Source organism: Parasphingomonas halimpatiens, assembly GCF_036663795.1.
Taxonomy (GTDB): Bacteria; Pseudomonadota; Alphaproteobacteria; order Sphingomonadales; family Sphingomonadaceae; genus Sphingomonas.
In genome coordinates this window covers 75,113-87,601 of the sequence record NZ_JAXOJP010000012.1, presented here as the reverse complement: position 1 = coordinate 87,601, position 12,489 = coordinate 75,113, and the positions used below count along the sequence as shown (strand labels likewise).

Genomic DNA, 12,489 nt, shown 5'->3' with positions numbered 1-12,489 from the left:
CCCCGCGGGCGCTACCCGAGCATCCCCGAGAACAACCACCGCCGCGTCGCGCGCGTGCGCAGCAGATCCGACCCGCAATCGCGACAGATGGCGCGCTCCACCTCGGGCGCGCCGAGCTCACGGGTCACGCGATAGGGGCGATGGTGCCCGATCGCGCATCCTGCTTGTCCGGTCACGGGTAATCGCTTCGCTCGCATGGCGCGTCCTTTCGCGACGCGGCGATCGGACGCGCGCGTTACCGCACGATGTCGAAATGTTGCAGCCGTCGCTCAGCGGCAGGGCGCGCCCTGGCCGGCGCCGAGATCGCGGCAGGTGCCGTCGAGTTTGGGCAGGGTCAGCCCGATCTGCGCGGCGAGGGTCGGGGCGATATCGACCGTCTCGATCCCGGCGGAATGCTCGAAGCCGGCCATGCCCTTGCGCCAGAACAGGATCGGCACGCGGCGGTCATACTCCCATGGGCTGCCATGCGTCGCGACATAGCCGTGCAGCGCATCGGGGATCGCGGTGACGCGCGGCTTGAGGAAGACGAGCAGGTCGCCCGAGCGCTCGGCATCGAACGAGGCGCGCGCCTTTTGCAGCAGCGTCCAGCCTTCCGGCGGGCCGCTCGGCTCGGCTGAAGCGCGGATCTGCGCGGCGGTGAACACCGCGGTGACCTGCGGGTGCGCGCTATAGGCCGCGATGGCCGCTTCGAGCACCTCGCCGCGCTGCCCCGGGGTCAGCGCGGCGTCGAGCCAGACATCGCCATTGGGGATGTCGCCGCGCAGTGTCGCGCCGGTGATGCCGAGCTTGGCGGCGATCGCCTTGCCCATCACCGCCGGCGCCAGTGCGAGATCGACGCGCTGCGCCTCGGGGATGCCGCTGGTCACCTCGCGCTCGGGCAGGTCGTTGCCGCCATGGTCGGCGGTCAGCACCACCTCATAATCGACCCCGGTCCGGTCGAGCACGCCGAAGAACTTACCCAGCGTCGTGTCGAGTTGCGACAGCTGGATGCACATCTCGGCGCCCTCGGTGCCGTAGCTGTGCCCGACATAGTCGGTCGCCGAGGCGCCGATCGAGATGATGTCGGTGGTCTTGCCCTGGCCGAGCTTCATGTCCTGGACGAGCCCGGCCGCCAGCGCGACGATAGCGGCGTCGAACGCCGGCGAGGCGCGGAAGGCCTTGGCGTCGCCGGGCGTCCGCTCGAAATGGCCCGTGCCGACCGACTTGCCATCGGCCAAGGGCACCGCCTTGTCGTGCGAAAGGCACCAGGCCGGGGTGTCGAGGGCGGGCTGGGCCTGCGCGATCAGCGCCGCGGTCGCGGCATTCGCGCGCGTCACCACGGGCGGCGTGTTCCGGCCGGCATAGGAGACGAAGGCCTTGCCGTCCCACCACCACAGCTCGTCGACCTTGTGGCCGCCCATCATCACCGCCGCGCGGTCCTTGCCGGCGACCGAGACGACGCGTGTCGCGGCGTTGGCCGTCTTCATGCGCTCGCCGAGCGTCGGCACGCGCAGATGCTTGTCGGACACGGTGTAGTTCTGCGAGGTCATGCCGGGCACGCTCTCGTCCTCGGCGCAATAGACCGTCTTGTCGGCACGCGCGACGCGCTGGTCGACCCAGTTGTTGGCGATGATTCCGGTATGCTCGGGGCGCAGCCCGGTCAGGATCGTCGAATGGCCGGGGCAGGTCTCGGTCGCGGCATGGCTCTGATAGCCGTGCGGGAACACCGCGCCCTTCAGCAGCCGCGCGAAGCCGCCGGTGGCATGGTCGCGATATTCCGCGAACAGGTCGGCCGAGAACTGGTCGACCGACACGACCACGATCAGCTTCGGCGCGGCGGCGGGCGGCGGTGCCGTCTCGGCCCCAACGGGTGCGGAAACCAGCGCGACAGCAAGGGCGGCGAGCGAAGCCAGACGTTTCATCTTATGTCCTCGGGTGACTGGGTGCATTGGCGGCGATCGCCCGCTATGGGCAAGCCTGTTTGTTGCGGCAAGGATCAGCGATGCGCGCCTTCGGTTACGTGGTCATGACGATGCTGGGCCTGCTGGCCTGGGCCGCCGCGGCGCGCGCCGACACGCCCTCGCCCAACGATCCCGGCCCGCATCTCGCGATCCGCCTCGTCGCCGAGACCACGCAGCCCGCCGCCGGCAGCGAGGTGACGCTCGCGCTCGACACCACGCCGCAGCCCGGCTGGCACGGCTATTGGGAAAACCCCGGCGACGCCGGCTTCCCGGCGAAGCTCGACTGGAAACTCCCGGCGGGCGCGACCGTTTCGGCACCGCGCTATCCGATGCCCGGCACTCTGCTGATCGCCGGATTGATGAACTATGTGTTCGAAACGCCCTATGCACCGCTCATTACGCTCAAGATTCCCGCCGGTCTGGCGCCGGGCACCGCGCTCCCGATCAAGCTCCACGCGCAATATCTCGTCTGCACGCGCGAAGTCTGCGTGCCCGAACAGGCCGATCTGGCGCTCGCGCTGACGATCGGCGATGGCGCGATCGATCCGGCGACGCGGACGCGCTTCGACGGCTGGCGCCGCGCGCTGCCGCGTCCGCTCGGCGGCACCGCGACTTTCCAGGCGAGCGGCGGCAAGCTGCGCATCGCCATTCCCTATCCGGCCTCGGCGCCGTTCGATCAGGGCTATTTCTTCCCCGTGACCACCGGCCTCATCGACTATGCCGCGCCGCAGACGGTGACGCGGGACGGCGACCGGCTGGTGGTCGAGACCAAGGCCGGCGGTGCCGGTGCGGGCGGGCCTCTCGCCGGCGTGTTGCGCGTCGGGGCAGGGCAGGCGCTGGCAGTCAGCGCGTCCGCCGGCACGGTTGCGGCGTCGGCGGCATCCGCTGCGGCATCGCCCGCCGGCGGGGTATGGTCCGCGACGCTGATCGCGCTGGCGGGCGCGCTGCTCGGCGGGCTGATCCTCAACATCATGCCGTGCGTCTTCCCGATCCTCAGCCTCAAGGCGCTGAGCCTCGCGCGCGGCCATCTCGATGAGCGCCAGGCGCGGCACGAGGCGCTGGCCTATACCGCCGGGGTCGTCGCGGTCTGCCTCGCGCTGGGCGGCGCGATCCTCGGCCTGCGCGCCGGCGGCAGTGCGGTCGGCTGGGCGTTCCAGCTACAGGACGCGCGCGTCGTCATCGTGCTGCTGCTGCTGACGGTGGCGCTGTCGCTCAACCTCGGCGGGCTGTTCGAGATCCCGACCCCGGGCTTCGTCAACAGCAAGGGCGGGGCAGGCGGGGCGTTCGCCACCGGCGCACTCGCTGCCTTCATCGCGACGCCGTGCACCGGCCCGTTCATGGGCGCGGCGCTCGGCGCGGCGCTGGTCCTGCCATGGCCGGCCGCGCTGGCGGTGTTCGCCGGGCTCGGCATCGGGCTGGCGCTGCCGTTCCTCGCCATCGGTTTCGTGCCCGCCTTGCGCAAGCGCCTGCCCCGGCCCGGCGCGTGGATGGAGCATTTCCGCCGCTGGCTCTCGATCCCGATGTGGCTCACCGCACTGGCACTCGCCTGGGTGCTCGGCCGCCAGACCGGCGTCGATGGGATGACGCTCGGCCTCTTTGCTGCGCTCGGCCTGGCGCTGGTGCTGTGGGCGGCAGGGCGTCGGCAGAAGTGCGGCCTCGGTTTCGGCACGGTCACGCTGGTGCTGCTCATCGCCATCACCGCAACCGGGGTGTGGCTGATGGCTCGCACGCATCGACCGGTCGCGACTGCCGCAGCGGCGCAGGCGGGCGACGCCGAACCCTTTAGCGAGGCACGCCTCGCCGCGCTGCGCGCGCAGGGGCGGCCGGTCTTCGCCTATTTCACCGCCGACTGGTGCCTGACCTGCAAGGTCAACGAAAAGGCCGCGATCGAGACCGACGCGACCCGCGCGGCCTTTGCCCGGCACAAAGTCGCGGTGCTGGTCGGCGACTGGACCAATGGCGATGCCGCGCTCGGTCGCTTCATCGAGGCGCACAACCGCGCCGGCGTGCCGCTCTACCTCTATTACGCGCCGGGCGCGGTCGAACCGCAGGTGTTGCCGCAGGTGCTCACCCCCGGGATGCTGGCGGGGCTGGGTGGGTAGGTAGGTAGCCCCGGTCAGCGAGCAGCCGGCCGGGGCGACGCTGTCCGGTCGGGTACGCCGACCATCAGCCCGTCGCCAACCGGTCGCGGCCCGATCCCGCGCTACGATTGAGCCGAAACACAGGAGCACCATGATGAGCGGACCCCAGCTTTTCGAGCCGATCACGGTCGGTGGCCTCGCCTTGGCCAATCGCATCGTCATTGCGCCGATGTGCCAATATTCGGCGGTCGATGGCTGCATGAATGACTGGCACGTCATCCATCTCGGCCACCTGGCCTTGTCCGGCGCCGCGCTGCTGACGATCGAAGCGACCGCCATCGTGCCGGAGGGCCGCATCAGCCATGGCGATGTCGGGCTGTACGACGATGCCACCGAAGCCGCGATGGGCGCCGTCATCGCCAGCGTCAGGCGTCATTCGGACATGCCGATCGCGCTCCAGCTCGGCCATGCCGGCCGCAAGGCATCGACCGATCTGCCCTGGCTGGGCGGCGCGCAGTTTGCGCCCGGCGAGGAGCATGGTTGGCAGACGGTCGCGCCGTCGCCGCTCGGCTTTGCGGCAATCGACCACGCGCCGCGTGCGCTCGACCGCGACGACCTTGCCGGCCTGTGTGAAGCGTTCGCGGCGGCAGCACGACGTGCCGCACGGCTCGGGATCGACGCGGTGCAGATCCATGGCGCGCACGGTTACCTGCTCCACCAGTTTCTCTCGCCGCTCTCCAACCGGCGCGAGGATGAGTATGGCGGCAGTCTGGAGAACCGCATGCGCTTCCCGCTCGAGGTCTTCGACGCCGTGCGCGCGGCGTTTCCGCCGGAAAAGCCGGTGACGATGCGAGTGTCGGGCACCGATTGGGTCGGGGGTGGGTGGGACGTCGAGCAGACGATCGCCTTCGCGCAAGCGTTGGAACGTCGCGGTTGCGCCGCCATTCACGTCTCGAGCGGCGGGCTCGATCCGCGCCAGAATATCCCTATCGGGCCGAACTACCAGGTGCCGCTGGCGCGCGCGGTCAAGCAGGCGACGACGATGCCGGTCGTCGCGGTCGGGCTGATCACCGAGCCCGAACAGGCCGAGGCGATCATCGGCACCGGCGACGCCGATCTCGTCGCGCTCGCCCGGACCATGCTCTACGACCCGCGCTGGCCATGGCATGCCGCTGCGGCGCTCGGCGCACAGGTGACGGCGCCCAACCAGTATCTCCGCTCGCAACCGCGACGCTTTCGCGACCTGCTGCGCGGACCTTGAGCTTGCGATCAATCGCGCGCGCCACGCCGGTGGGCAAGTAAGAAAGAAGTGAGGGATGGCTTAGGTGCCAAAAATAAGACCAGATCGCATCCGTTATGGATGTTGATTTGTCTAAAATGCCAACGGTATAATATTGCGCATCCTTTTGAATGGGAGCAGAATTGCTGACGACTCGCTGATATGTGAAGAATAAAGCAACATTCCGTGCGAGTTTTTCATGAATGATGGAGGGCGCGCATGGCAATGATCGCAGCATCGGACCGCGTGGGCGGCGGGCAACAGGGGCAGATCGTCGATCCCTCGGGCGCGGTGCCGCCCGATCTTACCCTGCCGCTGATCAACGAACCGGCCCAGGCCTCGCCCGGCGTCCAGCCGGTCGGGCCGCTCAGCCATCTCATCGGCACCTGGACCAATCGCGATCTCGGCAGTTCGGGTCGCGGTGGCCCGGCGAGTCCCTTTTCCTACAATCTGATGGTCCTGCCGCAATCGCCCGGCGCCGACCCGGCGTCGCCTTATGGCTATATCCTCAAAAGCATGGCCTATTATGAGGAGATTACCTTCAGCCAGATTCACGGCGCGGCGGCGAACCGTGGCGGCGCGGGAACGCAGGTCTCGAACGCGCTGCTGTACGAACAGCGCGTCTACATTGCCGATGGCCCCGCCCAGGACGATCTGGTGCATTTCGAGAACGGGATCTGGGGATATCTCGAGCCGATGGCACAGGCGCTCGGACCTTATGGTGACGGCAATGGACCCTTCATCGGATCGGAGACGTTCGGCGATGTCCCGCCGCCCCTGACCTACAATATCTTCAAGCAGATCTCCGTGCCCCACGGCAATTCCGTGCTGGCGTGCGGCGCCATCGCAGTGGACGCGAATGGCAACCCGATCCCGCGGCAGGGCGCACCGACCATCAACCCGCCGGCGCAGGTGCTGCCGGTCACGACGCCGCAAATCGACACATCCATCTACGCGCCGCCGGCGACGGTACAGAATATCTTGCCGGCCTATGCGCTGAACCCCAACCAGGCGCTGACCGACGCGCTGGCGGTCAGCCCGGTGACCCAGTTCATCGAACTCACGGTCGACTCGACGCTCGGCGGCGGCATGGTCGGCAATATCGATTACGAGCAGCAGCGCGCCGATGTGACGGAATATCAGGCGACCTACTGGATCGAAGACACCGGCGACGGGTCGTTCAACCAGCTGCAATATTCCCAGACCATCAAGCTGCGCTTTCCGATCGTCCTGCCGGGAACGAGCACGCCGACCGAAGTCTTCTTCCCGCACATCACGACCAACACGCTGACCAGGGTTTCCGGCGGGACCTGATCCCGCAGGGAGCAAGCAGCGTGTTTCCCGTACATGGCGCACGCCAATGAAGAACGGATGATGGGTGGCCGGTGCGACCGGCGAGGGGGAGAAGGATGACAGCGGAAAGCGCAAGCGAGGTTATCCAGGCGCCGACCCGGGGCGGCCCGTCGGCGCTGCTCATGAGCGATCGGCAGGGCTTTGATCGGCGCTGGTATGCTCCCCATCTGGCGGCGGTCTATGTCCCGACCGCGCTCGATCAGGTCGCCCCTTGCGTCGAGGCCGCGCTGTGCGCCTTTGGCCGTGACGTGAAGGTCGCCTCGGGCCGTCATTGCTATGAGGACTTCGTCTACAATGGCGGGGCGCGGGCGGTGATCGACATGTCGGCGCTCAACCAGGTCGGCGATGACACCGCACGCAAAGCCTTTTTCGTCGATGCCGGATGCGAGAACTGGACGGTCTATCGCACCCTGCTCAACGGCTATGGCAAGACGCTGCCGGCGGGGTCGTGCTATTCGGTCGGTGCCGGCGGGCACATCACCGGCGGTGGTTATGGCCTGTTGTCGCGGCTGCACGGGCTGACCATCGACCATCTCAGCGCCGTCGATATCGTCACCTGGGACGCGGCCAGCCGGCAAGCGCGGCTGCGCCATGTCTCGGAAGCGAGCAGCGACAGCGCCGAGCGCGATCTCTTCTGGGCCTTGTGCGGCGCCGGGTGCGGCAATTTCGGCGTGATCGCACGCTATTATTTCGCCGACCTGCCCGACGCGCCCGACCATGCGTCGCTATGGACTTTGGCGTGGAACTGGACGGACCTCGACGAGGACAGCTTCGCCGCCTTGCTGCGCGAATATGCCGACATCGTCGCGACGATGCCGGAAACCGACTTCGCGCTGCTGAAGCTCAACCATGTTGCCGCCGAACAGATCGGCCTGATCTATCAGAGCGTTTCGTCGCCGGGCGCGAGCGCAGCGCAGCACCGGTTGCGGGTCGCCGATACCGTCCGCGAGCTGGGGCTACGGCTGAACCGGATCGCGCCGTCGAGTCCGCTCCGCCGCCCGCTCGGTGGCCATCCCGGCATGATGAGCACGCTGCCGAGCAGCGACAGCGTCAATCACCTGACCTATCTCGAGGCGCTGCAGACGCTCAACGGCTCGGGGCCGAACCAGTTCGGCAAATACAAGTCGGCCTATATGAAGAAGGGCTTTCCCGAGAAGCAGATCGGCGCGATCTACCATTGGCTCCATATCGTGCCCGAAGGCCTTGCCGCGGCCGACATGGCCCAGACCCTGTTGCAGGTCGACAGCTATGGCGGGGCGATCAACCGGGTGAGCCCGACGGCGACATGCGTGCCGCAGCGTAGTTCGATCCTGAAGCTGCAATATCAGACCTATTGGAACAATGACTGCCCGGCGGGCGGGCCGCCGTCACCGGAGAACGAGGCGCAGGCGCAGGCGCATCTCGACTGGATGGAAGGCTTCTACACCGCCGTTTATGCCGATAGCGGCGGCACGCCCGACCCGGCCCGCGACCCGTCGGGGACCGTGGACGGCTGCTATTTCAACTACCCCGATGTCGACCTTGGTTCGCACGCGTGTGGCGATGTCGATGATGCGCTCTGGCTCTATTTTCTCGAAAATTTCCGCGATGCACCGCGCAATCTCGTCGCCATCAAGCGACATTGGGACCCGATGAATTACTTTCACCACGCCCAGTCGCTGCCGGTGTTCTGACACGTCTTGCGGGGTGTCGGCAGGAGCGGTGAAGCGAGTGTTGACGAACATCGTTAACGTCTCCTTCCGGTGTCTTCTCCGGTAACCATTTGTTTACCCTGTCAGACGCCGATCCGCTGATCTAGCGTCGGGGATGATATCGACACATTGCACCGCAACTTTCGCGTTCATTGCACTCGTTGCGGCGGCCGCTTGCGCGACACCGGCGGCGGCGGCGGAGCGGACGCCGCCCGAGCGCGCGTCATTTGCGGAGGATTCAGCCTCGGCTCCGGCAAGCGCGCTCGCCAGCTGGGCCGTCGCAACCGGCGACAATCACGCGCTACCGTTCGTCATCGTCGACAAGGTGGCGGCCAAACTGTTCCTTTTCGATCGCCACGGCACGTTGCGCGCGGCGACTGCCGTCCTTGTCGGGCTGGCGCGCGGTGACATTTCACCGCCGGGTATCGGGAATCGCAAACTGTCGCAGATTGCGCCGGCTGATCGCATCACGCCTGCCGGGCGCTTCATCGGGGAAAAGGGGATTAACCTTGCCGGGCGTGGCATCGTCTGGGTCGACTATGACACGGCGATCGCGATCCACCGTGTCACCGACGTAAAACCGGGCATGACCTCGCGCGATCGCCTGTCCCGCCTGTCCAGCGTCTCCCCCAGCGACCGGCGCATCTCGCTGGGCTGCATCAACGTCTCCGAGGCGTTTTACGATGCCTATATCCGTCCGACCTTCGATGCGTCGAGCGCGGTCGTCTACATTCTTCCCGAAGCCAAGGCTTTGAACGACGTGTTTGCGATACCTGCCGCCTTCACCGTGACGACGCCAACAGCGATGCCAGCGCGCGGTTGACGATGCCGACGACGCCTTGCGCGCGACGAACGGGCGGTTCTTGCGGTCGATCAATGGCCACCCCCTTGTGCGGCGCAGCAATCCGTCGCAGCATGTGTGCCGGCACGAGGAGCGACGATTGGCGAAACGGCGGGCGTTCGACGAGATCATGGGGCAAGCGGATTCGACGGTCGCGCGTCCCGAACTCGCCGCGCTCGGTCGCTGGATCGATGAGACGCCCAATTCCGAGCTGCGCCGGCGCCAGCAATCGGCCGAGGCGACCTTCCGCCAGCTCGGCATCACCTTCGCGGTTTATGGCGACAGCGACGCGTCGGAACGGATCATCCCGTTCGACATCGTGCCGCGCGTCTTCCTGGCCAGCGAATGGGCGCGGCTGTCGGAAGGACTGGTCCAGCGCGTCGAGGCGATCAACGCCTTTCTCGACGACATCTATGGTGCGCGCCGCATTCTCGACGAGGGCGTGCTGCCGCCCGACCTGATCTTCGGCAATGCGCAGTTCCGCCCCGAAATTGCCGGCATCCGCCCACCGCATGGCATCTGGGCGCATATCTGCGGCATCGACCTGGTGCGCACCGGGCCGAATGATTTCTTCGTGCTCGAAGACAATGCCCGCACCCCGTCGGGCGTCAGCTACATGCTCGAAAATCGCGAGGCGATGCTGCGGCTGTGCCCCGAGCTGTTCCGCGAGTTCCGCATCGCTGCGGTCGACAGCTATCCCGATCGCCTGCTGCAGACGATGCAATCGGTCGCGCCGGAAGGTGTCGCCGCGCCGGTCTGCGTCGTGCTCACCCCGGGGCATTACAACTCGGCCTATTATGAGCACAGCTTCCTCGCCGATTCGATGGGCATCGAGTTGGTCGAGGCCGCCGACCTGTTCGTCGCCGACGACATCGTGTGGATGCGCACCATCTCCGGCCCGGTGAAGGTCGACGTGATCTATCGCCGCATCGACGACGACTATCTCGATCCGATGGTGTTCCGGCCGGATTCGATGCTCGGCGTGCCCGGGCTGATCGCCGCCTATGCCGCGGGCAATGTCGCGCTGATCAACGCGCCGGGCAACGGCATCGCCGACGACAAGGCGATCTACAGCTACATGCCCGAGATCGTGCGCTTCTATTCGGGCGGCGAGCCCAAGCTGCCCAATGTCGAGACGTTCCGCTGCCGCGAGCCGCAGGCGCTCAAATATGTCCTCGATCATCTGCCCGAGCTGGTCGTCAAGCTGGTCGACGGGTCGGGCGGCTATGGCATGCTGGTCGGTCCGACCGCGAGCAAGAAGGAGATCGAGGCGTTCCGCGCCGCGCTGATCGCTGAGCCGCAACGCTATATCGCCCAGCCGACGCTGGCGCTGTCGACCGTGCCGACGCTCGCCGACAAGGGGCTGGCGCCGCGCCATGTCGATTTCCGGCCCTTCGTGCTGACCGGCGCCAAGGGCGTGCAGGTCGTACCGGGCGGGTTGACCCGGGTCGCGCTCAAGGCCGGCTCGCTGGTGGTCAATTCGTCGCAGGGCGGCGGTACCAAGGACAGCTTCGTGCTGATGGACGGCTGATGCTCTCACGGACCGCCTCCTCGCTTTATTGGCTCGGTCGTTATGTCGAGCGCGCCGATTTCGTTGCACGCCTCGTCGAGGCGACCGTGCGGCTCGATGCGCTGTCGCCGCGCCCGGCGGGCGAGATCGCCTGGTCGAGCGCGCTGACCGTGACCGAAACCGACGAGGATTTCGCGCGGACCGGCGAGACCGTGACGCAGACGCACGTCGCGCGTTTCCTGACGCTCGATGCGAACAATCCCGGCTCGATCGTGCGGTGCCTCGATCGCGCGCGCGACAATGCCCGCGCGGTGCGCACCGCGCTGACGCGCGACGCCTGGACCGGCATCAACCGCGCCTGGCTGCTGTTCCAGAGCCGATCGAGCACCGGCGGGGCGACCGCCACGCTCAACCTGCTCGAGGCGGTGAAGACCGAGACTCGCGGTTTCGAGGGCGCGATCCACCGCATGCTGCGCAACCAGACGACGTGGTTCATCCGCCTCGGTCAAGCGGTGGAGCGCGCCGACAACACCGCGCGGCTGCTCGACGTCAAATATCATATCCTGCTGCCCGAGGGCGAGAAGGTCGGCGGCGTGGTCGATCGCGACCAGTGGACGACGATCCTCCAGACCGTCTCGGCGGTGACCGCCTATCGCTGGCTCTATTCGGAAGGATTGAAGCCCGCCAACGTCATCGACCTGTTGATCGCGCGCGCCGAGATGCCGCGCAGCCTCGCCGCCTCGGCCGAGGAAACGGTCGAGATCCTCGGCCTGCTCGCCAAGCGCACCGGCCTGCACGGCGAAGCCGACCGCATGGCGCGGATGCGCCAGGCACGGATGCTCAAGACGCGCTCCGGCGCGGTCATCGCCGGCGGGCTCCACCAATATCTGCGCGACTTCATCGACGAGAATGCCGAGCTGCATTTCGCGATCGGCCGGCAGTTCAAGTTCAGCTGATGCGGCTGACGGTCGACCACCGCACGCACTACCGCTTCGGCCGACCACGCAGCCGCCTCGTTCAGCTGTTGCGTCTGAGCCCTGACGACAATGACGATCAGGCGATCGCCAACTGGGATGTCCATGTCGACTGCGATGCGCGGCTGCGTGCCGGCCGCGACGGCTTCGGCAACCGCACGATCATGCTCTACATCGAAGGTCCGAGCAGCTCGATCGAACTCTCGGTGTCGGGCGAGGTGCTGACCAACCCGGCGGGCGGGATGGTGCGCGGATCGGTCGAACCGCTGCCGCCGGCGCTATTTCTGCGCGCCACCGAGCTGACCCCGGCCGAGCCGCTGATCGCGGCCTTCGCGCTCGGCGCGGTCGGTGGCAGCGACGACGTGTCGGCGCGCCTCGGACTGCTCAACGCCGCGCTGCACCGGCGCTGCGGCTGGCAGGCCAATGCCGCGCTGCGCGGCGTGTCGCAGGCCTTTGGTCATGAATCGGCCGCTGCCGCGGACCTCGCGCAGATGTTCATCGTCGCCGCCCGGTCGCTCGGCGTGCCGGCGCGTTACGTGTCGGGCTATCGAGCTGTCGATGGCGATGTCGCCGTGCCGCATGCCTGGGCCGAGGCGCATGTCGCGGGCGCAGGGTGGATGACCTTCGATCCCGCGACCGGCGGCGCGGCTGACGAAAGCTATATCCGCGCCGCCGTCGCGCTCGACGCTGCCGGTGCGGCGCCGTTGGCGGGAGCGGGGCTGGGTGCGCCGGTCATGGCAGGCGATGACGCAGGCGCGGGTGCGGCGCAGGACTGACGATGTTTGACAAAAGCCCCGGTGTGGCGCCGGGGCGTTTTGTC

The 12,489-nt window shown here is 67.5% G+C and carries 10 protein-coding genes; 8 read left to right on the top strand and 2 right to left on the bottom strand.

Annotation, left to right across the window (positions count from 1 at the left end; translation table 11 throughout):
* Window positions 1-11: 11 nt before the first annotated feature.
* Window positions 12-176, bottom strand: a complete 165-nt coding sequence (locus U1839_RS14000) for a hypothetical protein (RefSeq protein ID WP_332804222.1) — start codon at window positions 174-176, stop codon at window positions 12-14.
* Window positions 177-269: 93 nt separating this feature from the next.
* On the bottom strand, window positions 270-1,901 hold the full coding sequence (locus U1839_RS13995) for an alkaline phosphatase family protein (protein WP_332804221.1): 1,632 nt from the start codon (window positions 1,899-1,901) through the stop codon (window positions 270-272).
* Between the two features lie 80 nt (window positions 1,902-1,981).
* Between U1839_RS13995 and U1839_RS13990 the strand changes: the two genes are divergently transcribed.
* The 8 genes from U1839_RS13990 (at window position 1,982) to U1839_RS13955 (ending at window position 12,445) form a co-directional block, all read left to right on the top strand.
* Window positions 1,982-4,042: a protein-disulfide reductase DsbD family protein gene (locus U1839_RS13990; protein WP_332804220.1), complete on the top strand. Its 2,061-nt coding sequence runs from the start codon at window positions 1,982-1,984 to the stop codon at window positions 4,040-4,042.
* Window positions 4,043-4,175: 133 nt separating this feature from the next.
* Window positions 4,176-5,282: an NADH:flavin oxidoreductase/NADH oxidase gene (locus U1839_RS13985; protein WP_332804219.1), complete on the top strand. Its 1,107-nt coding sequence runs from the start codon at window positions 4,176-4,178 to the stop codon at window positions 5,280-5,282.
* A 237-nt stretch (window positions 5,283-5,519) separates the two neighbouring features.
* Window positions 5,520-6,614: a heme-binding protein gene (locus U1839_RS13980; protein ID WP_332804218.1), complete on the top strand. Its 1,095-nt coding sequence runs from the start codon at window positions 5,520-5,522 to the stop codon at window positions 6,612-6,614.
* Between the two features lie 161 nt (window positions 6,615-6,775).
* On the top strand, window positions 6,776-8,326 hold the full coding sequence (locus U1839_RS13975) for an FAD-binding oxidoreductase (RefSeq protein ID WP_332804217.1): 1,551 nt from the start codon (window positions 6,776-6,778) through the stop codon (window positions 8,324-8,326).
* Window positions 8,327-8,459: 133 nt separating this feature from the next.
* Complete coding sequence (locus tag U1839_RS13970) at window positions 8,460-9,167, top strand: L,D-transpeptidase (RefSeq protein WP_332804216.1); 708 nt, start codon at window positions 8,460-8,462, stop codon at window positions 9,165-9,167.
* A 148-nt stretch (window positions 9,168-9,315) separates the two neighbouring features.
* Complete coding sequence (locus U1839_RS13965; protein WP_281125733.1) at window positions 9,316-10,716, top strand: circularly permuted type 2 ATP-grasp protein; 1,401 nt, start codon at window positions 9,316-9,318, stop codon at window positions 10,714-10,716.
* Window positions 10,716-11,651 carry an alpha-E domain-containing protein gene (locus U1839_RS13960; protein WP_332804215.1) on the top strand — a complete coding sequence of 312 codons (936 nt, stop codon included), beginning with the start codon at window positions 10,716-10,718 and terminating at the stop codon, window positions 11,649-11,651. The genes U1839_RS13965 and U1839_RS13960 overlap by 1 nt, the downstream gene beginning before the upstream one ends.
* A complete protein-coding gene (locus U1839_RS13955; protein WP_332804214.1) occupies window positions 11,651-12,445 on the top strand; it encodes a transglutaminase family protein in 795 nt (264 codons plus the stop codon). The genes U1839_RS13960 and U1839_RS13955 overlap by 1 nt, the downstream gene beginning before the upstream one ends.
* Window positions 12,446-12,489: the final 44 nt, after the last annotated feature.